Source organism: Tessaracoccus luoxuelianae, from assembly GCF_055326245.1.
The window spans coordinates 154,173-179,012 of the sequence record NZ_JBUZNO010000006.1 but is presented as its reverse complement, the minus strand read 5'-3'; the positions used below and the strand labels follow the sequence as shown (position 1 = coordinate 179,012).

Genomic DNA, 24,840 nt, shown 5'->3' with positions numbered 1-24,840 from the left:
GATATGGGCGGCGACGGAACGAACGGTGTCCCGCTTCCCCGCTGACCGCCGCATACCCCACCTGGGTTGCGCCAGGACACCTTGACACCCGCCCGCCTCCCCACGAGCCTTCCCCTCAGGGGGCTTGACCAGGATGTCGTTCCGGCTCCCACCGTCACTGACCAGAGGAGCCTCGATGAAGACGCGCACGCTGGCGGCCGTACCTGCCGCCCTGATGATTCTCGCCTCGGCCTCATTCGCCCAGGCCGCACCACCGTCGGACGAACCCACGACGCTGGCCGATGGGCTGATCGGCCCCCTGCACCTGTCGGTGGGTCCAGGCAAGGCGGTGACCGTCTCGGAGGAGTTCGCCGGCAGGCTCACCACCGTCGCCGGCGGCGACGCCACCACGCTCTATGAGGCGCCCGAGTGGGATGTCGCCGGCAGCGACTACCGCGGCAGCACCCTCTTCTTCGTAGAGAGCCAGGGCGCGGGCCCTGAGGACCCAAGGCCGATGGTCGGCTCGCTGAAGTCCATCGACTCCCACGGCGTCGTGACGACGATCACCGACCAGCTGGCCCAGTACGAGATCGACAACAATCCCGACCAGGACGTGCAGTACGGCCTGTCAGCCGAGGATGCGGCGGCCAACCAGGAGTGCGTTTCGGAGCTGGACGCGCTGGGCATCCCTGCCAGCTACACAGGCGCCGACGTCGACGTCGACAGCCACGTCTACGCGGTGGCGGTGGCGGGCAATACCGCCTACGTGGCCGACGCGGGAGCCAACGCGGTCTTCTCGGTGAACCTCAGGTCAGGAGCGATCAGCACCCTGATGGTGCTGCCCGCCAGTATGGCAACCATCACCGAGGAGGCGGCCGAAGCCCTCGGTGTGCCGTCCTGCGCCGGCTTGAGCTACGGGTTCGAGGGGGTGCCCACAGATGTCGAGGTGGGCCCGGGCGGACGGCTGTTCGTGTCGTCGCTGCCGGGTGGCCCCGAGGACGACAGCCTCGGAGCTCGCGGCGCCGTGTACCGGGTGAACGCGAGAACCGGAGCGTATGAGATGTACGTCGACGGGCTGATCACGCCCACCGGGATCGCCCTCGACGGGGCTGGCAACCTCTACGTCGCTTCGCTCTTCGGTCCCGGCGTCTTCAAGGTCCCGGCCGGCGGAGACACCGCCAGCCTGTTCCTGGAAGCCGACGGTGCGGCCAATGTCGAGGTCAGCGGGTCGACGCTCTACGCCACCGTCGGAGCCTTCGGCAACGGGACCCTGCTCTCGCAGCCACTCTGACAGCAGACCTACGTGGGATTGTGTGGCCCGTTCGCCTCCTGCGGCGGACGGGCCACACCCGTCCAGTAGCATCTCCTCAGGCCGCAGCCGTGGCGTAGGCAGTCGTGAGGAGACGTGGTGGGATCGTCGGAGCAGACGCCACGCCGCCCCAACCTGGAGCAGGTGGCCGCCGCTGCCGGTGTCTCCCGGGCCACGGTGTCGCGCGTCGTCAACGGCGTCTCGACGGTGGACCCGGAGCTCCGGGCGCGTGTCGAGCGGACCATCGCGGACATGCGGTACGTCCCGAACCAGGCCGCCCGCACCCTCGCCACCAGCCGCACGGACGCCGTCGCCCTGGTTGCCGCCGAGCCGGACCCACGGGTTTTCGGAGACCCTTTCTTCTCCGCCATCGTGCGCGGGGTGAGCCAGGAGCTGCTGGAGGCTGACGTCCAGCTGACGCTACTGATGGCGCAGTCGTACCCCGATCTCGACCGCATCGAGCGCTACCTGCGCAGTGCACCGCTCGACGGGGTGTTGCTCATCTCGGAGCACGCCACCTACAACCCCATCCCGCGCGCGATGATCGACGCCGGGGTGCCGCTCGTGATCGGTGGGCGTCCCATCGATGACTCCCTGGGCGTGCCCTACATCGACAACGACAACCTCGGCGGTGGGCGGATCGCCGCCGAACACCTCGTGTCGCGGGGATGCCGCAGTATCGCCACCGTCGCAGGGCCTGCCGACATGTCCGCCGCCATCGACCGCCTGCAAGGATTCGCGGGGGCCCTCGGAGTTCTCTTCGACACGACCCTGGTCGAGCACGGGGACTTCACACAACCGAGTGGAGAGCTGGCCACCGAGCGCCTGCTGAGCCGGTCCCCGGAGATCGACGGGATCTTCGCCGCCTCAGACCTCATGGCGCTGGGCGCCCTCCGCGCGCTCCGCCGCGCCGGTCGACGGGTGCCCGAGGATGTGGCGGTGGTCGGTTTCGACGACATCCCGCTGGCGGCCGCCGCCGAGCCTCCGCTCACGACGGTGCGTCAGGACACCGTGCTCCAGGGTCGCACCATGGCCCGGATGCTGCTCGGGATCGCCCGCCCGGACAGGATTCTGTCCCTGGGCGACGGCGTGCCCGAGGTCCGTGGCGTGGACCGGTTGCTGCTCCCCGTCAGCCTGGTGGCGCGCGAATCCGCCTGACCTCTTGCCTCAAGGCGACTTCTGTGGTTCTCTGAGAGAGCGCTCTCTGGGAGCGCTCTCTCCGGGCAAGGTTGCCCGCAGAGCCCCCTCACGAAAGGCCACCGCATGTCCGGACCGGGGTCCCGTTCCATCTCGCGAGCAGGTGGCGCCGTCCTGGCGTCGACCCTGCTCTTCTCGCTGTTCACTGTTCCCTCCGCCTTCGCCGCCGAGCCTCTCGTCGTTGACGACTTCGAGGCTCCCCTGGTCACCGGCGCCAAGACGGCCGAGGGCGTGCCCCTGGGGTTCTTCGTCGCCACGGATCCGGACAGCACCACCACCTTTGAGCGCACCACGTCCGCGCCCGCACCCATAGAGGGCGCGACAGACGGTAACCACGTGCTGAGGGGCGACTTCAACGTCGACTCCTTCGGCGTGATCATCCACGGCTTCGAGGACGAGACCGAGACCCAGTGGGTGTCCCAGGACTGGAGCGCCTACGAAGGCCTGAAGTTCAAGCTCCACGGCCAGGGCACCGGCACGAATCTCTTCGTCGACGTCATCGACAACACCGTCCCTGGCTCCACCGCCGACAAGGCCGAGCGGTTCACCGCGGCCTTCGTCGACGACATCTCCGGCTGGAGGACCGTCGAACTGCCGTTCGCCGAGATGACGCGCAAGGAGATCGGCAACGGCGCCCCCAACGACGGCTTCGGGCTCACCGAGATCCATGGCTGGGCGTTCGGCACGCTTGCCACCGGCGGCACCACCCAGTCGTACTACCTCGACGACTTCGAGCTCTACGGCGTCGCACCGGAGCGGCCGCTCACCGTCGGCTTCTCGGCCGCCGACACCCAGGTGGACGAGGGGAAGCCCGCGACCGTCGAGGTGAAGCTGAGCAAGCCTTCTGCCGACTGAGATCGCGGCCGGCGATGCGCTCGCGGTGCCCGGTCAGGACGCGTACGAAAATGTGCTGGAAGCCACGCTCCCCACCTCGGGCAACACCGCGGTACGCCGCGAATTCCCCGCCGCGCAGGACTGGAGCAGCTCGGCCGGGCTCGAGTTCCTCTACTACGGCACGGGCAGCGGCAAGAGGGTGAGCGTCGGCATCGAGAACAACGCCACGCAGGACCGCGACGCCAACGCCGCCAACTGGGAGCTGGCCTGGGCCGACGAGTTCAACACCCCCGCCGGCACCGCGCCGAACGCTGACATCTGGACCCACGAGATCGGCGACGGCACGATCATCGGCAAGCCGGGCTGGGGCAACGACGAGCTGCAGTACTACACGGACAGCACGGACAACGTGGCCACCGACGGTGAGGGCAACCTCGTCATCACCACGCGCGAGACCGATCCCGAGACGGCGCAGCAGTGCTACTACGGCCCCTGCCTCTACACCTCCGCCCGCCTGGTGACCCAGGACAAGGCCGAGTTCCAATACGGCCGGATCGAATCCCGCGCGCAGGTGCCATCCGGCTCGGGCCTGTGGCCGGCGGTGTGGGCGCTCGGCAACGACATCAACCGCAACCCGTGGCCCGCCTCCGGTGAGATCGACATCATGGAGAACGTGGGGCGCAACCCCACCACGGTGTTCGGCACCATCCACGGCCCGGGCTACTCGGGCGGCCAGTCCTTCGGCGGCACGTACGACTTCGACGTCCCGGTCGCCGACGACTTCCACACCTTCGCGGTCGAGTGGGCGCCGGGCAAGATCACCTGGACGGTGGACGGCATCGAGTTCCACGACGCGGCACCCGCCGACGTGGACCCGAACCAGTGGGTCTTCGAGCACCCGTTCTTCCTCATCATGAACACGGCGGTCGGCGGCAACTTCGGCGGCGCGGTCGGGGAGAACACGACGTTCCCGCAGACCCTGAAGATCGACTACGTGCGGGTCTACCAGCCGGTGAGCCGGCCGGTGACGTTCACCTCGACCTTCCGCGACGACACCGCGGGATGGCGCACGGTGACGCTGCCGTTCAGCTCGTTCACCAACGACGACGGCGCCACGCTCGACCTCGCCGACGTCCGGGCGCTGTCCCTCAGCGCACAGACCAAGCGCGGCCAGGCCGTCCTCGTCGACGACCTGCGCCTGGCCTGCGCGTCAGCCATTGAGGTCACCACGGACGCAGACACCGGGCCGGGTTCCCTGCGTTCAGCGCTGGGCGCAGTGTGCTCCGGTGGGACGGTCACCTTTGCGCCGGACCTGGCTGGCGCCACGATCCTGAGCGGCTCCGAGCTCACGCTGGGCAAGGACGTCGTCATCGACGCGTCGGCGGCGCCCGGGGTGGCGGTCAGCGGCCAGGACTCCGTGCGTGCGCTCGTCGTCAACACGGGCGTGGAGGCCACCGTCACGGGGCTCACGCTGCGCGACGGCTACGGCTACGAAGTCGGCGGCGGCGTCCTCAACAACGGGAACCTGACGCTCGACCACGTCGTCGTCGCCGACAGCAGGGTCACCACCGGCGGCATCGACTACTGGAGGGGCGGGGCCGGGATCTACACAGGTGATGGAGCCACGCTCGTGCTGCGCGACAGCACGGTGCGCGACAACTCCGTCACGGGCGGCGCCGGAGGTGGGGTCTACGGGTTCCGCAACTCCACCGTCACCATCGAGCGCTCCACCGTCAGCGGCAACTCCGCCAACGACGTGGGCGGCGGCGTCCGGTCGCTCGGCGACACCACGATCGTCAACAGCACGGTCAGCGGCAACGTCTCGACAGGCTGGCACGGCGGCGGGGTGTTCCACACCGACGGCGCGATGACCATCTCGTCATCGACGGTCACCGACAACACCGCGCCCGGGGGAACAGCCGGCGGTGCGTTCTTCGGCTCGTTCAGCCCTCTGGTTGCCGGCAGCGCCACGCTGCAGGCGTCGATCATCTCCGGCAACTCCGGCGACGAGTGCATCGTCTCCTACGGCGGCCCGTTCGTGATGGAGTCGCTCGGCGCCAACGTGCTGGGCGACACCACCTGTGGTGCGGCGGCCCCCACGGACATCGTCGTCGAGGAGTCCCTGCTCGGTCCGCTGGCCGACAACGGCGGGCCGACGCTCACCCACGCGCTGCTGGCCGGCAGCCCCGCAGTCGACGCGGGCGATCCGGCGGCCGCACCTGCCACGGACCAGCGCGGCGTCGCCCGCCCGCAGGGCGACGGCCCCGACGCCGGGGCCTTCGAGGTGGAGGTGGCCTGATCTGAGCCATCAGCAGGAATGACCCTGGCCGGCCCGCGTGGAGATCACTCCCCGCGGGCCGGTCTGCTATTGGGTGGTCACCAGCCCATGGAGCCGGGCGCGCCCTTGAAGGGTCCGGTGACCGACGAGGTGACCCAACCTCCGTAGAAACCGCCGGGCTGGGGCGTCACCGTCTCCCCGCCGACCACGCACGCGTCCATCGGCCCGGCGTAGAGGGCCACATGATCCACGAGCGCCTCGAAGGGCGCCGTAGGCTCCGGGTAGTGCCAGGCCGCCGACGGCGCCGTGCGGCCCCCGCCATGCACGTCGAGGTACCGGGCCGCGCCCTTCCACTCGCAGAACGAGCGGCCCTCGGCCGGCCGGAGCGCGCCGTCGACGAAGCTCGACCTGGGCAGGTAGTACGTCGGCGGATGGCTGGTTTCCAGGACCTGCCAGGATTCCGATGTCCTGCAGATGACCTCGCCGCCGAGCATCACCTCGATCGGCAGGGTGCATCTCCGAAGGGCGGGTGGGCGGGGATAGTCCCACACCGATTCCTGGCCGGGGCCGGGCCGGTCGGGCCGTGGTCTGAACGCCATGCGTCGACGATAGCTCGGGCGCCCGGACCGCCCCGGGCGTGGGTCAGTCCCAGCCGGGATCTGCCGGGCCGTCGCCGTGGTCGGGGATCGGGAGCCGCGCCCCGCCCTGGCGTGCGGACTCGAACGCGACCACGCCCGGGAGCGTGAACCGGGCCGCCCGCCACGCGTTGACCGGCGGCTGCGTGCGGGTGGTCACCGCACGGACGAAGTCGTCTGCCAGGTAGTGGTGGCTGCCCTCGTGGCCGTTGTGGGCGCCGTCGAACTCCCGCGGGAGCCGCGCCCGGTCCTGGACCTTGGCGCTGCCTGAGGCGAAGCTCTGCATCAGCGCCGGGTCCACGTCGCCGAAGCCCTCGGGCAGCTCGCCGGGCCCGGTGGCGAGGAGGTCGCTCACGTCGAGGGTCTCGCCCTTGGCGTAGTCCTCGCCCTCGGTCTTGACGCTCAGCGTCGCTCCGTCGCCGGACTGCTCGAAGACCTCCTCGGTGCCGTAGAAGCGGAAGCGGGACTCGTGGCCCTTCCAATAGCCCACCCGGCGGAACTCGTTGGTGCGCATCGCGCCGCCGTCGGCGAGCTCGAACAGCGCGGTCATGTTGGAGAAGTCGTTGTCCCAGCGGGAGATGGACTTGTCGAAGATGCCGTCGGTTCCGGTGTCGACGATGCCGAGGCAGGAGACGGTGGTGGCGTAGGTGGGCAGCGCCCCGAGCACCCCGCCGATGGCGTGGGTGGGGTAGAGCATGGGCGGGAAGCTCGCGGTGGGCTTCCAGTCCTCACCGCCGCTGAACTGGTAGGCGGCGGAGAAGCCGTTGTCCATGTCGTGGACGTAATCACCCTCGGAGTAGAAGACGCGGCCGAAGCTGCCCTCGGCGACGCGGCTACGCGCGTAGATGACGGCAGGGTTGTAGTAGCTGGTCTCCCCCATCATGTAGATGAGCCCGGTCTCCTCGACCTTGGCGACGATCGCGGCGATCTCCTCGGCGCTGATGGCCATCGGCACCGCCGAGTAGACGTTCTTGCCCGCCTCGAGCGCCTTGAGGGCCAGCTCACCGTGGCTCCAGCGCTGCGTCATGATGGCCACCGAGTCCACGTCGGAGGCCAGCAGGGCGCCGACGTCGGGGAAGCTGCCGGCCAGGCCGTGCTGCTCGACGTGCTGCGCGGCCCGCTCCGGGACGAGGTCCGTCACATAGACCTCTTCGACGGCTGGGTGCAGCTGCCAGAGGCTGATGAAACTCCGGGCGAACTGGCCGGTTCCGATGACACCGATCTTCATGAGGGTCACAGTCCTTTCGACTGATGCAATGGGTGGAGCTGATGCGTGATGCGTCCCCGCAGCGATGCGGTAGACACGAAGTTACCCGGGTAACCTTCCTGGCGCAAGCTGCTTTAGGATTGCTCTCATCGCCACGTCAGACAGGAGGCCGCTGGTGACCTCGGAACCCACGCAGCCCCGGAGCAGACCCCGCGCCGTGACCCGGAGCGACGTCGCGCGGTACGCCGGGGTCAGCACAGCCGTGGTCAGCTTCGTCGTGAACGGGGGCCCTAAGACGGTGTCGGAGGCCACGACGCAGCGCGTGCTGGAGGCCATCGAGCACCTGGGCTACCGCCCCAACCGGACCGCCCGCGCCCTGTCACTCGGCAGTACCCAGACCCTGGGCCTCGTGGTGGGTGACACCACGAATCCCTTTTACGCCGAGTACACCCGGGAGCTCCAGCAGTCCGCAGCCGATGTGGGCTACGCCCTGCTCATGACAGCCGGGGGTCCCGGACCCGACGCCCATCTACGTTCGATGCTCGATCTCTGCGACCGCCAGATCGACGGCCTGATCGTGACTCGGGCCACGGCGATGGGCAGGCTCGACGAGCTGCGCCGCCTCGGAGCGAGCCAGCCCGTGGTGATCATCGACTCGGCCGCGCCCGTCCCCGGCTACGCCACCGTCGGACCGGACGCCGCCCACGGGATGGCGATGGCGGTCGGGCACCTGCTGAGCGTCCACCACCATCAGAGCGTCTCCCTGATCATCGGTGAGTACGTCACGCCGGAGGCCGACGGGCGTGAGGAGGGATGGATGCAGGCGCACAGCGGCCGCGGACAGCACCCCGGCCGCGTGGTACGCACCTCCTTCACGCGCGACGGCGGCTACCGCGCCGGGCTCGAACTCCTCGGCAGCGATGACCGGCCGACGGCCGTGGTGACGAGCTCCGACCTGCAGGCCATCGGACTGTTAACGGCCGCCGACGAACTCGACCTGCAAGTACCGGGGGACGTCGCAGTCGTGAGCTTCGACGGCACCGAGGAGACCCGCTTCTCGGCTCCCCCGCTGACCACCGTCCGCCAGCCGGTTGTGGCCATGGCCGTCGCGGCGATCGACCTTGTGCTCCACCAGCGCCCGGAAGCCCACGAGACGTTCCCGATGGAGCTCGTCGTCCGCCGCTCCTGCGGGTGCGAGCCAGAAGCCCGCCTGCGGGAAGCTCGGGGCTAGTCTTCACACCATGACCGAGTCACCGGACGACCGACTGATCGAGGGACGCGAACAGCTGCTTCCCGAGGAACTGGCCGCAGGCAGCGACGACCCAGAGGCTCAGGCGCGAGCGATCCTGGAGGAGTCCGAGGACCGCACCCTCCACCCTGAGAAGACACGTCGGGAGTCCACGCAGACGCCGGACTGAGATCGAGGACCACGCCCTCGGGGTCACCGGAGCCGGCTGCTTGTGCGGTGGATCTGGTGGCGTAGTCGACACCAGATCCGCCTCTTAGCAAGGCGGCCGCGCAGCAGCGCTGCACACGGCGGCTTTCGAGATCCCGCGAGGGTGGGGGGCGGCACGGCGGGCTTCTTCGGTATCAGGCCAGCCTTCGCCGCCGCACCAAGGTCTGAGCTCCCCGGGCAGGAGTCGAACCTGCTGCGCTAATCCTGATTCAAAGTCAGGCGGGCCCTACCGAAAGACCAACCGGGGAACGGCCCCGGAGGGCCTTGACAGAGTCTATACAGCCGCAGCCTGGGCGACCACCCGCGGTCAACGCACGGGCTCCGCCCCGCTCGGACCCTTCAGAAAAAGTCGTCGAAGAAAAAGTTGGCCGGAGCGATTCTGGAGGCCGAAATTGTCAGAGGTCGTTTCTATCGTGAGGGGTATGAAGACAACGGAGGCGCAGCACCTGGCAGACCAGCTGCGCGCCAATCGGATCACGAAACGACGGGCCGAAGCCGACGAGCTACGCCTGGTCAGCCAGCTGGCCGTGGGCTACCACCTGGACACCGAGGACGAGGTCCACGAGGCCCTCTACGAGCAGGACCTCCGGGTCGGCGGGGAGGGCTGCCCACTGATCTCGGAGTGGTTCGGCCTCGAACTGGCCGGGCTCCTGGGATGCACCACACGCCAGGCCGTCAGCCTGACCGGCCGCGCACTCAACCTTCGCTACCGGCACCCCACGCTGTGGACCGCCGTCCAACAGCTCCAGGTGGATCCCCACCGCGCCGCCGCGGCCGCGGGTCGTTGTGAATCGCTCCCCCGGGAGGTGGCCGACGCCCTGTCCACGCGCTGGTTGAAGCAGCAGCACCGGCTCAGCTGGACTGCGTCGATGAACCTGATCGACAAGCTGATCATCGAGGCCGCTCCCCAGCTCGCCGCCGAGGAGGAACGCCGGGCCCTGGAAGCCCGTCACGTGTCGATCTATGCGTACAGGGAGGGCTCCATGCAGGTCTCCGCCCAGCTCGACGTTCTGGATGCCAAGTACCTGGACGCCGCCATCGAACAGATCGCCGCGCTCCTCCCCGGCGCGGACCCAACCGCCGCCGGCGTCTCCAAGGCCGAGCTGCGGGCCCGGGCTCTGGGCGCTCTGGCCCACCCCGCCTATGCGCTGGCGCTGCAGCAGCAGGCCGCCGGTCAGCCGGCCCTACTCGACGCGGCCGCCCCAGGTCCCATCGCAGACCAGGATCCGGACGCGGAGCGCCACCGCCCACACCCTGCCGGCTGCACCGGGCACACCTGCGGCACCATCACCACGCCCTTGGAGAAGCTGCGCCCCGTCACCCAGGTGTTCGTTCACATCCCGGCCGCATCCCTGGCCGGCCTGAACGGCCCTGCCCGGGTCGAAGGCGCCGGCTCCCTCACGCAGGACACGCTGCGCCTCCTCCTCGGCGACAAGCAGGTGGTGGTCCGCCCGGTCATCGACCTGCCGGAGATTCCGGCCGAGGATCCCTACCGCCCCAGCCACCGGCTCCGCGAGGCGGTGATCCAGATCTTCCCCACCGACGCCTTCCCCTACTCCCAGACACCCAGCCGCGGCCTGCAGCAGGACCACACCGTCGCCTACCGGGCGTCCGGACCGCCGGGGCAGACCTGGACAGGCAACCTCGCGCCCCTCAGGACGCGCATCCACCGAGCCAAGACCGCCGGCCACTGGCTCGCCCACCTGCAGAGTCCAGGCTGTGCGCTGTGGCGAAGCCCACTCGGCTACCTCTACCGCGTCACCCCGCACGGCACCGTCGCCCTCAACTGACCCCGGGCCTCCGCCCATTCGGCTCAGCCCGCCACCGAACCGGTGAGCGGGCCAGGAGCGCGCGCCCGAAGACGCGACGACTTATCCCCAGCCCGCGAAGTCGTCTGGGACATCGCCACGCGCGCGGCCCAGAGTGGGGGCACACTCGAATCTCTGAAGGGAGATCTACTCATGGACAAGGTGCGCTGCTTCGGGGCGGGCGACGAGCTGTATCAGGCCTACCACGACGAGGAGTGGGGGCGGCCCGTGCCGGACTCACCGGACGAGGCGGCACTGTTCGAGCGCCTCTGCCTGGAGGGGTTCCAGGCCGGCCTGTCCTGGCTGACCATCCTGCGCAAGCGCGAGGCATTCCGCGCCGCCTTCGCGGGGTTCCGGCCGGCGGCGGTCGCGGAGTTCGGCGAGGAGGAGATCGCGCGACTCATGGGCGATGCCGGAATCGTGCGCAACCGGGCCAAGATCACCGCGGCCATCGGCAACGCCCGGGCGCTGCTGGACATGCACGACGGTGGCCTCCGTCTGGCGGACCTCGTGGCCGAGCACGCCCCAGAGCCACGCGATCGTCCACCGCTCACGTTTGCGGACGTGCCGACCCAGACACCAGGAACCGTCGCTCTGAGCAAGGACCTCAAGAAGCGCGGCTTCCGCTTCGTGGGCCCCACCACTCTGTACGCGCTCATGCAGGCGGTGGGGATGGCAGACGACCACATTCAGGGCTGCTGGCTGGCTCAGCCCACGGCGTAGCGCGGAGCCCAGGCCCAGACGCGCCGAAGGCCGGCCCCTCACGGGGCCGGCCTTCTCGGTGGGGTTCGAGTCACTTCTTGGACTTCTTGGACTTCTTCGACTTCTTGTCCTTCTTGGACTTCTTATCCTTCTTCGCCATGATGTCACCTCCTGTGCGTCAATGTCTCGTTGACACACGAGTCAACCATCGCTTGACGGATCTGTCAAGTATCCATTGACGCGTGTCGCGGGCTACGATGCGCACATGGCGGAGAAGAGTCAGGGCGATGCACGAGCCGCGGCGCTCGGCGCCCTTGACGCCGCGCGCCTCGCCCGCGAAGCGGCGGACCTGGCCGAGAACGCCGCCGTCCGCGACGCCCGCAGGGCCGGCGCCTCCTGGTCCCGCATCGGGGAGCTCTACGGACTGACGAAGCAGGGCGCCCAACAGCGGTTCAAGCGGGCCACCGGCCCCGAGTGACAGGCGTGGATCCGCCGTCGGGGCCGACCTCTGGCGGCCGTGAGACAATGGCACCCGTGTCCACCCGCCAACCTGCCCGCGCACGCCGTTCCCGCACCCGGATGACGGCCACGCAGCGCCGCGAGCAGCTGCTGGAGATCGCCCGCGAACTCTTCGCCGAGCGCGGCTACGAGGGCACCTCGGTGGAGGAGATCGCGGCGCGGGCCGGAGTCTCCAAGCCCGTGGTCTACGAGCACTTCGGCGGCAAGGAGGGCGCCTACGCCGTTGTGGTGGATCGGGAGACCCAGGTGCTGCACACCTCCATCAGGAGCGCACTGACCACCCCCGGTGCCGGATCCCGAGAGCTGCTGGAGAGAGGCGCGATGGCCCTCCTGGACTACATCGACGGCTGCCCCGACGGCTTCCGGATCCTCTCGCGGGACTCGTCGACGGGGCAGGCGAGCGGCTCGTTCGCCTCCATCCTCAGCGACATCGCCGCACAGGTGGAGGACATTCTGGCGGGCGAGTTCGAGCGCACCGGGCACGATCCCCAGTTCGCCGGCCTCTACGCCCAGGCCCTCGTCGGGCTGGTGGCGCAGACGGGTCAGCAGTGGCTGGAGAACCGCGAGCCGTCCCGGCAGGTGGTGGCGAGCCACCTCATCAACCTCGCCTGGAACGGCATGGCCCATCTCCAGGCCGAGCCGAGGCTGATCATGGAAGGCATCGACCGGCGCCGCGCCGGCAACACGCCCGAAGTTGAAGCCGAGGATCAGACCGAGCCGATCAGCAGCCGCCTCAAGTAGTCGGTCATCTCCGCCCGGTCATGCGGGTCCCACTCCGCGAGGAGCGCCTCCTCGAGCATCAGCAGCGACAGCAACGCCGCATCCACAAGCTCCAGACCGGCAGCAGTGAGCGTCACCAGCATCCCGCGACCGTCGTAGGGATCGGGATCCCGCGTCACTGCTCCGCGCGCCACCAGCCGGTCCACCCTGTTGGTCATCGTGCCCGAGGTGACGTGGGTCTCGCGCAACAACTGCCCCGGCGAGAGCCTGTAAGGCTCACCGGCCCGGCGCAGGGCGGCGAGGACGTCGAACTCCCATCCCTCGATGGCGTGGGCGGAGAAGGCGCGCTTGCGGTGACCGGCCAGGATGCCGGCCAGGCGGTCGATGCGCGACCAGATGTGCATCGGTTCCAGCGCCAGGTCGTCGCGCTCGCGCGCCCACGCGGTCACCACCTCGTCGACCTCGTCGCCGGTCATCCGAGCACCTGCGCTCCCTGCACCGGCCCGTAGGCGCGGCGGACGGCCCGGACCCCGCTGAAGACGCCGAGCACCTCGGCCAACTCATGGCTGTGCGCGTCCGAGCCTGCGAGGAACGCGCACGTGGGCCCCGACCCGCTGACGATGGCGCCCAGAGCGCCGGCGCCCAGCCCGATCTCCAGGGTGCGGGCCAAGGTGGGTTGCAGCGAGATCGCGGGCCGCTCCAGGTCGTTGATGAGGGCCGCGCCCACACCCGGGGCGTCACCCGCCCGGAGCGCCTCGAGCAGCGCCACGGGGATGCTCGTGTCCTGGGGGCTGCACATCCGGTCGAACTCCTTGAACACCGCGGGCGTGGACAGCCCGGTGTGGGAGAGGGCCAGCGTCCAGTGGAGGGTGCCGCTCGACATCACCGGGGTGAGGATCTCCCCTCGCCCCGTGCCTATCGCGGTGCCGCCCAGCAGGAGGAACGGCACGTCCGAGCCGATCTGGGCAGCCAGGTCGTGCAGGTCCTCCCGCGTGGCGCCGAGCGCCCACAGGGCGTTGCACGCCACCAGCACCGCTGCTGCGTCCGCCGACCCCCCCGCCATGCCGCCAGCCACCGGGATCCGTTTGCGCACCAGCAGGCTCACACCAACGTCGTGGCGCCCGAAGCGCTCCGCGAGCAGCTTGGCCGAACGCATCGCCAGGTTGGTGTCGTCGACGGGGAGGAACGCGGCGCCCTCACCCTGGAACGCAAGCCGGAACTCGCCCGCGGGCGCCGATTCGGCCACCACCTCGTCGCCGAGGGAGACGGCCTGGAAGACGGTGCCCAACTGGTGATAGCCCTGGGCGTCGGTCCCGCCGACCCGCAGGGTGAGGTTCACTTTCGCGGGCACGCGAACCCTGACCGCCGTCACCCCCTGAACGTAGCGCAAACCACGCCGCCGGCCCAGCGCAGTCCGTCAGCCAGAGACCCGCTCGGCGATGGCCGCGAACGCGGCCACGTCCAGCATCTCGCCGCGCAGCTGAGGGTCCACGCCCGCCGCCTCGATCAGCTCCGACGCTGCCGCCGACGACCCGGTCAGCCCCGCCAGGGCGGCGCGCAGCATCTTGCGTCGCTGCGAGAACGCCGCGTCGATCACCCGGAAGGTGTCCTCGCGGGACGCCGTCGTCGCGGGGGCCGGCCGGCGTGTGATCCGCACCAGGCCGGACTCCACATTGGGCACCGGCCAGAAGACCTTGGGCGGCACCGTCCCCACCCTCGCGGACTCGGCGTACCAGGCCACCTTCGCGCTGGGCACGCCGTAGACCTTGCTTCCGGGCGGCGCCACCAGGCGGTCCGCCACCTCCAGCTGCACCATCACCAGGCCGTCGGTCCAGTCCGGGAACAGCTCGAGCATGCGCAGCAGGACCGGCACGGAGACGTTGTAGGGAAGGTTGGCCACCAGCGACGACGGTGCGGGCCCCGGGAGCGCGTCCACCTGGAGCGCGTCCGCGGCCACCACCGTCAGCCGCTCGGCGGCATCCTCGCCCATCCGCTCGCGGACGGTCCGCTCCAGCCGCGCGGCGAGCCGATCCTCGATCTCGACGGCGACCACCCGGGCACCGGTCTCCAGCAGCCCCAGCGTCAGGGACCCGAGCCCGGGCCCGATCTCCAGCACCACATCCTCGGCCGTCACGCCGGAGAGGGCGACGATCCGCCGGACCGTGTTGGGGTCCACCACGAAGTTCTGCCCCCGCTGCTTGGTGGGGCGCAGGTCCAGCTCCGCCGCGATGCGGCGCACCGAGGCCGGGTCCAGCAGTCCGAGCTCAGGCATCCGTCCCCCACTCCCCGTACGCCGCGGCAGTGTTGGTGACGATCCGGTCGCAGAACTCAGCCAGCTCCACCCCGAGCAGGTCCGCAAGGAACCGGACGGTGTGCGGCAGCAGGTAGGGCGCGTTGGCCTTGCCCCTTCGGGGTGCCGGGGTGAGATACGGCGCGTCGGTCTCGACGAGGATCCGGTCCAGCGGCGTCGCCAGCGCTGCGTCGCGCAACGCCCCGGCCGAGCCGAAAGTGACCACCCCGGGGAACGACAGGAACGCCCCTCGCTCCACGCAGCGCCGCGCGAAGTCGGCGTCGCCGGAGAAGCAGTGCATCACCACCCGGCCCGGGAGGCCCTCGTCGTCGAGCACGCGCAGGATGTCGTCGTGGGCGTCGCGGTCGTGGATCACCAGCGTCCGCTCGTAGGTCTTCGCCCACCCGATGTGCGCCCGGAAGGACACCTCCTGAGCCTCCTGGCCCGCCGCTTCGCGCGTCCGGAAGTAGTCCAGGCCGGTCTCCCCCACCGCGACCACCTCGGGCGCCGCGACCAGCGGCTCCAGCTCCGCCAGCACCGCGGCGAGACCCGCGGCCCCGTCGCGGAGGAACACCCGGGCCGCGTCGTTGGGGTGCAGCGCCACTGCGGCGCGCACCGCGGGCTGGCGCTCGGCCAGCTCGATCGCCGCCCGCGACGACTCCACGTCACAGCCCACCTCGATCACCCGCGACACCCCCACCTGGGCGGCCAGCCGAAGAGAGTCACCCACCGGCAGACCCGAATACTCGTGGGTGGACCACAGGTGGGTGTGGTTGTCGACGACGGGCCGGGGCAGCGCCTCCGGCAGGGGCGGCAGGCCGAGGGTGTCGAGGGGATTCACTTGGCGCTCTCCTTGTCTGCCAACGCAGCCGCGTACAGCTCCTTGCGGTTGGCTCCGGTGACCTTCGCCACGTCCGCCACCGCCTCGGACAGTCTCGCACCACCGGCCCGCGCCCGCCGCACCAGCTCCAACGCGTCGTCAGCCGATGCCGTCGACGGCGGCGCCCCGGCAACCACGACGGTGACCTCGCCGCGCACCCCGCCCCCAGCCCACTCGGCCAGCTCGGCCAACGGCCCGCGAATCACCTCTTCGTAGGGCTTGGTGAGCTCGCGGCACACGGCCGCGGGACGGTCCGGGCCCAGCTCGCGGGCGCCGTCGCGGAGGAACTCCTCCAGGCGGTGGGGGGCCTCGAAGAACACCATCGTGCGCTCCTCGCCTGCCAGGGCCGCCAATCGACGGCCCCGCTCGCCGGCCTTGCGGGGCAGGAACCCCTCGAAGCAGAACCGGTCCACGGGCAGCCCGGAGACGGCCAACGCGGTCAGCACCGCGGAAGGCCCGGGCACGGCGGTCACCCGAAGGCCGGCGTCGATGCAGGCCACCACCAGCCGATACCCCGGGTCGCTGACCGACGGCATGCCGGCATCGGTCACCAGCACCACCCGCTGCCCCGCCGCGACGGCGGCCGCGAGCTCGACGGTGCGGGAGGCCTCGTTGCCCTCGAAGTAGCTGACCACCCGCGCCGTCGGCTCGATCCCCAACCGCTTGGTGAGCAGGAGGAATCGGCGGGTGTCCTCCGCCGCGATGACATCCGCCGAAGCCAGGGCGGTGCGCAGGCTCTGGCTGGCGTCGTCGGAGGACCCGATGGGCGTGGCCGCCAGGATCAGGGCTCCGTCGGGAAGGGGGTGCATGAGCTCAGCCTATGATGCATGGGTGCTGACCACGCTCCAGGCTCTCGACGACGGCCGGCTCCGCGACCGCACCGCCGGATGGGTGGTCACCCTCAGCATCACGCTGATGGCGTTCCTGCTGCGCTTCCACAACCTGGGCCAGCCCCACGCCATCATGTTCGACGAGACCTACTACGCCAAGGACGCGTGGGCGATCCTGCAGTCCGGCTACGAGCGGCAGTGGGTCGAGGACGCCAACGACATGATCCTGGCCGGGGACCTCTCCGGCATGAAGGAGGCGGCCGCCTACATCGTGCACCCGCCGGTGGGGAAGCTGCTCATCGCGGCCGGCGAGGCGATGTTCGGCATGAATCCCTTCGGCTGGCGGTTCATGGCGCTGATCTTCGGCACGCTGCTGGTGTTCTTCACCATCCGGATGGCCCGGCGCCTGTCGCGCTCCACGCTGATCGGCGGCGTCGCGGGGCTGCTGATCACCTTCGACGGCTTGGCCTTCATGATGAGCCGCATCGCCCTGCTGGACATCTTCCAGGCCACCTTCGCGGTGGCGGGTGTCGCGGCGCTCGTGGCGGACCGGGACTGGATGCGCCACAAGCTCGCCGCCCACCTGCGGGCCCACGACCTGCCGGACCTGGGCGGCTCGTTCGGGCCCCTGCTGCTGTGGCGGCCCTGGCGCGTGGCGGCCGGAGTGATGCTGGCTCTGTCGGTCTCCGTGAAGTGGAACTCGCTGTTCCTCATCGCCATGTTCGGGATCGTCGTCGTCTTCTGGGACCTGGGCGCGCGGCGGCTGGCCGGCGCCGGGCGCGCCCAGTGGTGGTCGGTGCTGGTGGACGCCCCGATGGCGTTCGTCAACCTGGTGGTCGTGGTGGTGCCGATCTACCTCGGCTCCTGGTTCGGCTGGTTCACTACCGACGGCGGCTACTACCGCGGCTGGGGCGCGGACAACCCGGAGGACCCCGTCGTGCAGCGCTTCGGCGAGGCGCTCGGCTCACTGTGGCACTACCACGTTGAGATGTACCGCTTCCATACCGGCGACGGGATGATGGTGGATGCCACCCACTCCTACGAGGCCCACCCGGCCGGCTGGCTGTTCCTACAGCGCCCCATCGCGATCTACGCCGTCAACGACATCGAGCCGGGGGTGGACGGCTGCGAGGCCGTGGGCACCACCTGCGTGAGCATCGTCAACGGCATCGGCACCCCGTTGTTGTGGTGGGCGGCGGCGCTCGCGCTGGGCGCGGGGCTGGTGTGGTGGCTGATGGGCCGGGACTGGCGGTTCTCCGTTCCGCTGCTGGCCGTCGCGGCCACCTACCTGCCGTGGTTCCGCTACGCCGGCCGGCCCCTGTTCTTCTTCTACGCCATCATGATCATCCCGTTCAGCGCCACGGTGCTGGCGATGGCCCTGGGCAAGATCCTGGGCCCGGCCCACCATCCTCGACGGCGCGTGCGGGCGATGGCGGTGGGCGTGCTGCTGGCCCTGATCATCCTCAACTTCGCGTTCTTCTACCCCATCCTCACCGCTGAGATCATGACGCGGCCGGCCTGGCTGATGCGCATGTGGTTCGGCAACGCCTGGATCTAGGCGGTCTCCGGACTAGCCCTCCGCGCCGCGCTGCCTGAGCAGCCGGGACCCGTAGGCGCGCATCCTGCTGAACCGCGGCAGGGCGTTGGCCGGCGAGTCCCCCAACAGCAGGCCGGCCAGGTAGTAGCCGCTGGCGGTGCCGTTCATCAGCTCACCGCGACCGTTGCCGCGCGCGTAGAACCCGCCCGGGATCGCGGAGGCACCGACCACGGGGCGGCCGTGGTCACTGGGATCGATGGCCATCCGGCCCGTCTCGAGGGCCGAGGCGCCCAGCTCCGAGCGCGCCCACTGCGCCAGCCCCGCCGTCGCGGCGTCGATCGACGAGAGGCTCACCTTCTGGCCCACCACGAGGGCGGCCTCCCCCACCGGTCGGATCATCCACGCGGGCCCAGTGGCGTGCAGGCTCACCTCCGTGCGGGGGCGGGCGGGGATGCAGCGAAGCACCGGAACCCACTGCGCCGGGCCGATGCGCGCAGCCCTCCCCCACGGGCTGATGCCCAGGGTGTCGATGACGGCGACTCCGCCCACGGAGCCGGCGTCTCGCACCCAGGCCAGGTTGTTGCGGAACCCGATCCGGGTGATGCCCTCGCGTCGCGTCAGGTGGGTCACGGTCACCTCGTGCACCACCTGGGCGCCCGCGGCCACAGCCGCAGCCCTCAGCAGCCGGGCGTACTCGTCGGTGTCCACGCACAGCGCCTGGGTGACCAGTGCCGCCCCGCCAGGCCCGCCGTCGACCTGCGCCTCCGCGCCCGCGGTGCGGAACAGCTCCGCCACCTCCCGCGTCTCCCGCTCGTCGCCCCCGGGCAGCGAACTGTCGCGGAGCGTCATGGTGGTCAGGCCGGGATGGATCTGCCTGATCTCCGCCATGGCGGCGAGGTTGCGCCGGGCGTGCTCCAGCGCGCCCGCGACCCCGTAGGCGATGGTCATGGTGGCCACGGTGGACGCGTGGCCCAACGCCGCGACCCCGTGTCCGATCGCGGCGCTGCGGAACTCCTGGTTGGGGTCGAGCACCAGCACGTCGTAACCCTCTGCCGCCAAGCGGCGGGCCACGGTCAGCCCCGCGACGCTCGCCCCCAGGACAACCACGTCGTGTGCCATGGGTTCAGCCTAGCCCGAGACCACGACGGCGGGACCGGTGACAGGCCCGCCACGCGAAGGCAGTAAAGTCTGGCCGACGAAAGGAAGCGCCCCATGTGGAAGCTGCACAACAACGGAATTCTCGCCCCGGACGCGGTGGTGAAGCCGACGGAGAGGCTCAGTTGGGGCCGCACCGTCGGGCTCGGTGCCCAACACGTGGTGGCGATGTTCGGCGCCACGTTCGTGTTCCCGCTGCTGATGGGCCTCAACCCGCAGCTCGCGGTGATGATGTCCGGCGTCGCGACGCTGGTGTTCCTGTTCGCGGTCCAGCACCGGGTGCCGAGCTACCTGGGATCGTCGGCCTCCTTCGTCGGCGTGGCCACCGCGATCTACACCGCCGGCGGTGACCCCGCGGACCTGACGGGTGCGCTGTTCGTGGTGGGCCTGACCCTCTTCATGGTGGGTCTCATCATCCACTTCGCGGGTGCCCGCGTGATCCACAAGGCGCTGCCGCCGGTGGTCACCGGCGCCGTCGTGATGCTGATCGGTTTCAACCTGGCCCCTGTGGTCGCGTCGGTCTACTGGCCGGTGGATCCGTGGGTGGCGTTCACCGTGATGCTGATCGTGATCGCACTGAGCATCGGGCTGCGTGGCTTCATGGGCCGCATCGCCATCTTCCTGTCGTTGATCATCGGATACGTCCTCAGCTGGGTCTTCGACCTGGTCCTCGGGCCCCTCCAGCGCGTCGCCGAGGACGGCACGGTCACCGAGCAGCTGCGCGTGAACTGGGCCCCGGTGGCGGAGGCCAACTGGTTCGGCCTCCCGCCGGTCAGCGATCTGGCGAACTGGACCTATGGCGCCACGGACAACGTGGTGGGCTTCCACCTGCCCAGCTTCTCGTTCGCGGCCATCATCGTGGCGCTGCCCGTCGTGATCGCGCTCATCGCGGAGAATACGGGACACGTCAAGGCGGTCGCCGAGATGACCGGCGAGGACCTGGACCCCGTCATGGGCCGGGCCATCGCGGCAGACGGCGCGGGTTCGATGATCGCCACCCTCGTCGGCGCCGGCCCCACCACCACCTACGCGGAGAACATCGGCGTCATGGCCGCCACCCGCGTCTACTCCACAGCCGCCTACGTGGTGGCTGCCCTGGTGGCCATCCTGTTCGGCTTCTCCCCGAAGTTCGGCGCCGTCATCTCCGCCACCCCGAGCGCAGTGCTGGGCGGCATCACCGTCGTCCTCTACGGCATGATCGGCCTCCTCGGCGCGAAGATCTGGAAGGAGAACGGGGTCGACTTCGGCAACCCGCTCAACCTGATCCCTGCCGCGGCGGGCATCATCATCGGTGTCGGCGACGTGCAGCTGCCGTTGGGTGACGACTTCAGCATCGGAGGCATCGCACTCGGCACCATCGTGACGATCGGGATCTACCACCTGGCCCGGGTCATCGCGCCGCGAGAGATGCGTGAGAGCGCCGACGGCGCCTCGCTCATCTACGACGCCCCCGGCATCTACGTCGACGAGGACGACGACTCGCCCCGCTGAGGCTCGGACGGCCCCGCGGCCCTTTGCCGCGGGGCGATACCGTGGGGGCCGTGGATGACCTGCAGAGCACCTTCCGCGACGCCATGGCTCGCGTGGCGGCGCCCGTGACCGTGATCACCACCACAGTCGACGGCGTCCCCACCGGCACCACGGTCTCGGCATTCTCGTCGCTGTCCATCTCCCCGCCCATGGTGCTCCTCGCGTTGGACAACCGGGGCGGAATGATCGGGAGAGTGCGGGCGTCCGGGCGGATCGGCGTCAACGTGCTCGGCGAGGACCAGGCTGAGCTGGCTCTCCGGTTCGCCCGCAACGATCTCCCCGACCGGTTCTCAGGCCTCGTCTGGCACGACGACCACGGCCTCCCGCGCCTCGACGGCGCCGTCGCCTGGTTGCGCTGCGACGAACTGTCGTTCGAGCCGGGCGGTGACCACACCATCATCCTGGGCACCGTGGCAGCGGCATCGTTCCAGGGTGACGCGTCCCTGGCCTACCACATGCGCCAGTTCCAGGCCCTCGTCCCCACCCGGCACCCATGACCGACGCTGAGGCGTCAGTGGTCTGAGACGTCCCGCGCGTCGCGGATCGGGGCGCTGTCCATGTCCGGAATGCCGTCCAGGTTCATGTCACGGGTGCGGAGCTTCTTGGCGTCCCAGCGGAGGAAGACCGCGGCCAGACCTGCCGCGAGGAACGAGGCGAGGAGGATCGCGAGCTTCGCCCCTGCAGTGTGTTCGGCATCCGGGAACGACAGTTCGGCGATGAGCAGGGACACGGTGAACCCGATGCCGGTGAGGAAGCCGACCGGCAGCAGGTCGCGCAGGCCGATGCTGTCCGGCAGCCGCAGCGGCGTGAACTTCGTGACCAGTGCCGTCACCCCGAGCACGCCGACCAGCTTGCCGACGATGAGTCCGAGGACGATCGCCGGCACCACCGGCTGCGCAAGCACGCTGGCGGGGCCGTCGCCGTCGACGAGCGAGACGCCCGCCGAGAAGAACGCGAACAGAGGCAGCGCGATGCCTGAGGAGATGGGCCGCACTGCGTGCTCGTAGCGGTGCGTGCGCGTCTCCGTCTCGCCGTGGATGACGACGGCCGGCACCACGAAACCAAGCACCACGCCGGCGATGGTGGCGTGGACGCCGGAGGCGTGCATGAGGGCCCAAGCGGTCAGCGCCAGGATGAGCAGCAGCCACGGGGCCGGCGTGCGCGAGCGCACCACGAGCGCGAACAGCGCGATGACCGCCAGCGAGGCGCCCAACCCGAGGAGGTTGAGGCCTGAGGTGTAGAAGACGGCGATGACGATGATGGCCAGCAGGTCGTCGACGACGGCGAGCGTCAGCAGGAAGGTCCGCAGAGCCCGCGGCAGGCCACGCCCGAAGATGGCCAGCACCGCGATCGCGAACGCGATGTCGGTGGCGGTGGGGATGGCCCATCCCTGGAGCGCCGTCGGGTCCTGGAGCAGCGTGACGACGGCCACGTAGATGAGGGCCGGCATCACCATCCCTCCGATCGCGGCGAACACCGGCACGGCCGCCTCCTTCGGGCGGCGGAGGCTGCCCGCGACGATCTCGTGCTTGAGCTCCACGCCCACGATGAAGAAGAAGATCGCCAGCAGGCCATCGGCCGCCCACTTCGCCAGAGAAAGATCCAGGTGGAGCGCCTCGGGGCCGACCACGAGCCCGGAGAGCGCCTGGTAGGCCTCGCGCCAGGGAGAGTTGGCCCAGATCAGGGCCACGACGGCGGCGATGAGGAGCAGCACGCCGCTCGTGGTCTCCAGGGTCACCCAGTGCCGCAGCCGGCTCCGACGGTTCTGCTCGGTTGGCGGGGTCATGCGTCTCCTTCGGTAGGCCGTGATGACAGCACGCCAGTCACGACGTCGACCAGACTTCCCGACACTCCGGGGACCAAGACTAGCGAAACACCCTACGGAAACCCGCACGACGTCCAGCGCGGATCCCAGCGGGACGGAGGTGTGGGGTGCCGAGCCGGGAGCGCCTCTCGGCGCGGGGCCGCTCAAAGCGGCTAAGTGTGGAGCCCGGGGCTACCGCAGCTCGGCACCCGTCTGGAGAATACCCGCCCCGATCCCCAGTGCCAACCGGTCACTCCAATTCGCCGCGACGCCAGAGCCGGGCGCTGGCCGCAAGATCCTCCGCCAGGTGCATCAGGCGGTCGGCGTGCACGTCGTCGTGCGGCTGCAGGTTTCCCCGCCCGGCGGAGACGACGCGGGCGAACGCCCCGGCCCGCTCCAAGGCGAGCGCCAGGTCGCCCTCGAACACGCCGCGCAGGATGTCGTCGGCCACCCGCAGGACCTCGTCGGGCCCGGTGGGATCTGCGCCGGCGATGGCGTGGTTGGACTCTGAGAGGTGGGTTCCGGCGGAGTACTGGCGGGCGGCGACGTCCGCGTCGCGTCGCACCCACTCGCGGAGAACGTAGAGCCGGTACAGCGCCCCGGGAAGCGAGCGGGCCGGACGCGAGGCCCACAGGTCTGCCAGCGTGGTGATCCCCACCTCGTCGACCACACCGATGAGGCGCGCCGTGAGCTCCGGATCCCTGCCCTGGCGGCCCGCTCCGACGAGCGTGGCCGCGGTGGCGTGGGCGGCGTGCAGCTCGGCGACGGGGTCCACGCTCTCGCCCATCTCATCGAGCACCGATGGTGCGCGGAGGGCGGGACGGCGAGGCTTGCGGGGCTCGGACACCCCACCAGGCTACGCGACGGGGCAGCAGCGTCGGGCGCCCGCGGGAGGTGGCACTCTTGAGAGGGTCCCACTAGTCAGGAGCCCCCATGAACTGGATCCTCGAAGCCGCCATCGTCCTGATGCTCCTCAGCTACGGCGCGCGCGGCTGGCGCACCGGGCTGGTCGCGGGCGCCTTCTCCCTGGCGGGCACGGTGGCGGGCATCCTGGCCGGCCTGTGGGCGGGGCCGCGGCTGGTGGCGGCGTTCGGCTCCGACTGGCCGGTCCTGGGCCAGACGATGGCCCTGGTCGGGGCAGCCATGGCGGGCGCGGCGCTCGGCGACGCCGTGATCGGCTCGATCGGCCGCCGCTTCCGCGGGCCGGGCAGGCCGAACCCCGTCGACGCGATCCTCGGGGCCGGCGGGGCCGTGGTGGTCTCCGCCCTGGTGCTGGGCGTGCTCGCCGCAGCGATCAAGCCCATCGCCCCGCCCGCATGGGTGCGCACCATCGACTCGTCGGTCAGCCTCGGTGTCATCGGGCGCGCGATGCCCGAGGAGGCGGCCCGGCAGGCATCGCGACTGACGGTGATGCTCGACGCCGCGGGCCTCCCGCGGGTCTTCAGCGGGCTCTTCCCCGAGCCCGAGCTGCCGGTCCCAGCCCCGGACGACGCCACGGCGCAATCCCCCGGGGTGCAGGCGGCAGCCGACAGCGTGCTGAAGATCGCGGCCGCAGTGCCCGAGTGTCGCGGCCCGCTGGCCGCCAACAGCGGCAGCGGGTGGGTGAGCGCCCCGGAACGGGTGGTCACCAACGCCCATGTGGTGGCCGGCTCCGACGCCGTGGCGGTCGAGGTGGGTGGACGCACACTCGCCGCCACCGTCGTCACGTTCGCCCCGGACATCGATATCGCTGTCCTCCACGTGCCGGGGCTGGAGGCCGAGCCGCTGACCCGCAGCGGCCCGCTGGCTGCCGAGACGCCGGTGGCGGTGGCCGGCTTCCCCGGAGGGGGCCCGTACACGGTCACCTCGGGGCGCGTCCGGGGCACGATCGACGCCCGCGGCGACGACATCTACGGCTCGACGGTGGTGTCGCGGGAGGTCCTGTCGCTTCGCGCCCACGCCGAGCAGGGAAACTCCGGGGGTCCGGTGCTCAACGAGAACGGCGAGGTGGCCGGGACGGTCTTCGCCATCTCGCTCGTCGATGCAGAGACCACCTATGCACTCACCAACGCTCAGACCAACGCCCTGATCGACGGGGCGGCCTCGGCCACGCAGGAGGTCAGCACCCAGGCGTGCACGCAGTGAACCAGAAGGGGTGAAACCAGAAAGGCCGGTCCCGGGGGACCGACCT

At 70.4% G+C, this 24,840-nt stretch carries 24 protein-coding genes and 1 tRNA gene; 14 read left to right on the top strand and 11 right to left on the bottom strand.

The genetic code is table 11. From position 1 onward, the window contains the following. Positions 1 to 175 precede the first annotated feature (175 nt). The 4 genes from ACZK39_RS10835 (at position 176) to ACZK39_RS10820 (ending at position 5,618) form a co-directional block, all read left to right on the top strand. A complete protein-coding gene (locus ACZK39_RS10835; RefSeq protein ID WP_463613319.1) occupies positions 176 to 1,270 on the top strand; it encodes a ScyD/ScyE family protein in 1,095 nt (364 codons plus the stop codon). A gap of 117 nt (positions 1,271 to 1,387) precedes the next feature. Then, positions 1,388 to 2,446, top strand: a complete 1,059-nt coding sequence (locus ACZK39_RS10830) for a LacI family DNA-binding transcriptional regulator (protein ID WP_463613318.1) — start codon at positions 1,388 to 1,390, stop codon at positions 2,444 to 2,446. 105 nt (positions 2,447 to 2,551) lie between these two features. Further along, the gene (locus tag ACZK39_RS10825; protein WP_463613317.1) at positions 2,552 to 3,340 is read left to right on the top strand and encodes a carbohydrate binding domain-containing protein; all 789 of its coding nucleotides are present in this window, start codon (positions 2,552 to 2,554) and stop codon (positions 3,338 to 3,340) included. Between the two features lie 52 nt (positions 3,341 to 3,392). Next, positions 3,393 to 5,618: a choice-of-anchor Q domain-containing protein gene (locus ACZK39_RS10820; protein ID WP_463613316.1), complete on the top strand. Its 2,226-nt coding sequence runs from the start codon at positions 3,393 to 3,395 to the stop codon at positions 5,616 to 5,618. A gap of 77 nt (positions 5,619 to 5,695) precedes the next feature. On the opposite strand, the gene ACZK39_RS10815 is transcribed toward ACZK39_RS10820, so the two are convergent. Together ACZK39_RS10815 and ACZK39_RS10810 are read right to left on the bottom strand one after the other, a co-directional pair. After that, on the bottom strand, positions 5,696 to 6,196 hold the full coding sequence (locus ACZK39_RS10815) for a DUF427 domain-containing protein (RefSeq protein ID WP_459054904.1): 501 nt from the start codon (positions 6,194 to 6,196) through the stop codon (positions 5,696 to 5,698). A gap of 43 nt (positions 6,197 to 6,239) precedes the next feature. Beyond that, on the bottom strand, positions 6,240 to 7,460 hold the full coding sequence (locus ACZK39_RS10810) for a Gfo/Idh/MocA family protein (protein WP_463613315.1): 1,221 nt from the start codon (positions 7,458 to 7,460) through the stop codon (positions 6,240 to 6,242). Between the two features lie 196 nt (positions 7,461 to 7,656). Here ACZK39_RS10810 and ACZK39_RS10805 point away from each other — a divergent pair, with 196 nt between their 5' ends. Together ACZK39_RS10805 and ACZK39_RS10800 are read left to right on the top strand one after the other, a co-directional pair. Beyond that, complete coding sequence (locus ACZK39_RS10805) at positions 7,657 to 8,670, top strand: LacI family DNA-binding transcriptional regulator (RefSeq protein ID WP_463613314.1); 1,014 nt, start codon at positions 7,657 to 7,659, stop codon at positions 8,668 to 8,670. Between the two features lie 10 nt (positions 8,671 to 8,680). After that, positions 8,681 to 8,857, top strand: coding sequence for a hypothetical protein (locus tag ACZK39_RS10800; RefSeq protein WP_463613313.1), 177 nt, complete (start codon positions 8,681 to 8,683; stop codon positions 8,855 to 8,857). A gap of 207 nt (positions 8,858 to 9,064) precedes the next feature. On the opposite strand, the gene ACZK39_RS10795 is transcribed toward ACZK39_RS10800, so the two are convergent. Next, positions 9,065 to 9,143 (bottom strand) — tRNA-Gln (locus tag ACZK39_RS10795). Between the two features lie 174 nt (positions 9,144 to 9,317). On the opposite strand from ACZK39_RS10795, the gene ACZK39_RS10790 reads away from it, so the two are divergent. The 4 genes from ACZK39_RS10790 (at position 9,318) to ACZK39_RS10775 (ending at position 12,665) form a co-directional block, all read left to right on the top strand. Then, positions 9,318 to 10,685, top strand: coding sequence for a 13E12 repeat family protein (locus ACZK39_RS10790; RefSeq protein ID WP_459054908.1), 1,368 nt, complete (start codon positions 9,318 to 9,320; stop codon positions 10,683 to 10,685). A gap of 171 nt (positions 10,686 to 10,856) precedes the next feature. Then, positions 10,857 to 11,426, top strand: a complete 570-nt coding sequence (locus tag ACZK39_RS10785) for a DNA-3-methyladenine glycosylase I (RefSeq protein WP_463613312.1) — start codon at positions 10,857 to 10,859, stop codon at positions 11,424 to 11,426. Positions 11,427 to 11,670: 244 nt separating this feature from the next. Beyond that, a complete protein-coding gene (locus tag ACZK39_RS10780) occupies positions 11,671 to 11,883 on the top strand; it encodes a hypothetical protein (protein ID WP_182798602.1) in 213 nt (70 codons plus the stop codon). 101 nt (positions 11,884 to 11,984) lie between these two features. Beyond that, positions 11,985 to 12,665, top strand: a complete 681-nt coding sequence (locus tag ACZK39_RS10775; RefSeq protein ID WP_459056593.1) for a TetR/AcrR family transcriptional regulator — start codon at positions 11,985 to 11,987, stop codon at positions 12,663 to 12,665. Here ACZK39_RS10775 and ACZK39_RS10770 read toward each other — a convergent pair. From ACZK39_RS10770 to rsmI, 5 genes are read right to left on the bottom strand one after another with little or no spacing between them, the layout of a single operon-like run. Further along, the gene (locus tag ACZK39_RS10770) at positions 12,632 to 13,120 is read right to left on the bottom strand and encodes a MarR family winged helix-turn-helix transcriptional regulator (RefSeq protein ID WP_182798604.1); all 489 of its coding nucleotides are present in this window, start codon (positions 13,118 to 13,120) and stop codon (positions 12,632 to 12,634) included. The two genes, ACZK39_RS10775 and ACZK39_RS10770, sit on opposite strands and share 34 nt — an antisense overlap. Continuing rightward, a complete protein-coding gene (locus ACZK39_RS10765; RefSeq protein ID WP_463613311.1) occupies positions 13,117 to 14,016 on the bottom strand; it encodes a 4-(cytidine 5'-diphospho)-2-C-methyl-D-erythritol kinase in 900 nt (299 codons plus the stop codon). Before ACZK39_RS10765 ends, ACZK39_RS10770 begins: the two co-directional genes overlap by 4 nt. Before the next feature lie 45 nt (positions 14,017 to 14,061). Next, a complete protein-coding gene (gene rsmA / locus ACZK39_RS10760; protein WP_463613310.1) occupies positions 14,062 to 14,916 on the bottom strand; it encodes a 16S rRNA (adenine(1518)-N(6)/adenine(1519)-N(6))-dimethyltransferase RsmA in 855 nt (284 codons plus the stop codon). Then, complete coding sequence (locus ACZK39_RS10755; RefSeq protein WP_459054913.1) at positions 14,909 to 15,775, bottom strand: TatD family hydrolase; 867 nt, start codon at positions 15,773 to 15,775, stop codon at positions 14,909 to 14,911. The genes rsmA and ACZK39_RS10755 overlap by 8 nt, the downstream gene beginning before the upstream one ends. After that, positions 15,772 to 16,623: a 16S rRNA (cytidine(1402)-2'-O)-methyltransferase gene (rsmI, locus tag ACZK39_RS10750; RefSeq protein WP_182798608.1), complete on the bottom strand. Its 852-nt coding sequence runs from the start codon at positions 16,621 to 16,623 to the stop codon at positions 15,772 to 15,774. Before rsmI ends, ACZK39_RS10755 begins: the two co-directional genes overlap by 4 nt. Between rsmI and ACZK39_RS10745 the strand changes: the two genes are divergently transcribed. Continuing rightward, on the top strand, positions 16,622 to 18,202 hold the full coding sequence (locus tag ACZK39_RS10745; RefSeq protein WP_255421954.1) for a dolichyl-phosphate-mannose--protein mannosyltransferase: 1,581 nt from the start codon (positions 16,622 to 16,624) through the stop codon (positions 18,200 to 18,202). The two genes, rsmI and ACZK39_RS10745, sit on opposite strands and share 2 nt — an antisense overlap. A gap of 12 nt (positions 18,203 to 18,214) precedes the next feature. On the opposite strand, the gene ACZK39_RS10740 is transcribed toward ACZK39_RS10745, so the two are convergent. Next, positions 18,215 to 19,300, bottom strand: a complete 1,086-nt coding sequence (locus tag ACZK39_RS10740) for an FAD-dependent oxidoreductase (RefSeq protein WP_463613309.1) — start codon at positions 19,298 to 19,300, stop codon at positions 18,215 to 18,217. 93 nt (positions 19,301 to 19,393) lie between these two features. Between ACZK39_RS10740 and ACZK39_RS10735 the strand changes: the two genes are divergently transcribed. Then, positions 19,394 to 20,827, top strand: a complete 1,434-nt coding sequence (locus ACZK39_RS10735; RefSeq protein WP_182798610.1) for a uracil-xanthine permease family protein — start codon at positions 19,394 to 19,396, stop codon at positions 20,825 to 20,827. A 50-nt stretch (positions 20,828 to 20,877) separates the two neighbouring features. Beyond that, positions 20,878 to 21,363 (top strand): flavin reductase family protein, encoded by a 486-nt coding sequence (locus ACZK39_RS10730; protein WP_182798611.1) that lies wholly within the window; start codon positions 20,878 to 20,880, stop codon positions 21,361 to 21,363. A gap of 14 nt (positions 21,364 to 21,377) precedes the next feature. On the opposite strand, the gene nhaA is transcribed toward ACZK39_RS10730, so the two are convergent. Together nhaA and ACZK39_RS10720 are read right to left on the bottom strand one after the other, a co-directional pair. Beyond that, entirely contained in the window at positions 21,378 to 22,652 is a 1,275-nt protein-coding gene (nhaA, locus tag ACZK39_RS10725) for a Na+/H+ antiporter NhaA (RefSeq protein ID WP_459054917.1), read from the bottom strand. Positions 22,653 to 22,920: 268 nt separating this feature from the next. Then, a complete protein-coding gene (locus ACZK39_RS10720; protein ID WP_459054919.1) occupies positions 22,921 to 23,517 on the bottom strand; it encodes a hypothetical protein in 597 nt (198 codons plus the stop codon). Positions 23,518 to 23,603: 86 nt separating this feature from the next. Between ACZK39_RS10720 and ACZK39_RS10715 the strand changes: the two genes are divergently transcribed. Continuing rightward, positions 23,604 to 24,794, top strand: coding sequence for a MarP family serine protease (locus ACZK39_RS10715; RefSeq protein WP_459054921.1), 1,191 nt, complete (start codon positions 23,604 to 23,606; stop codon positions 24,792 to 24,794). Positions 24,795 to 24,840: the final 46 nt, after the last annotated feature.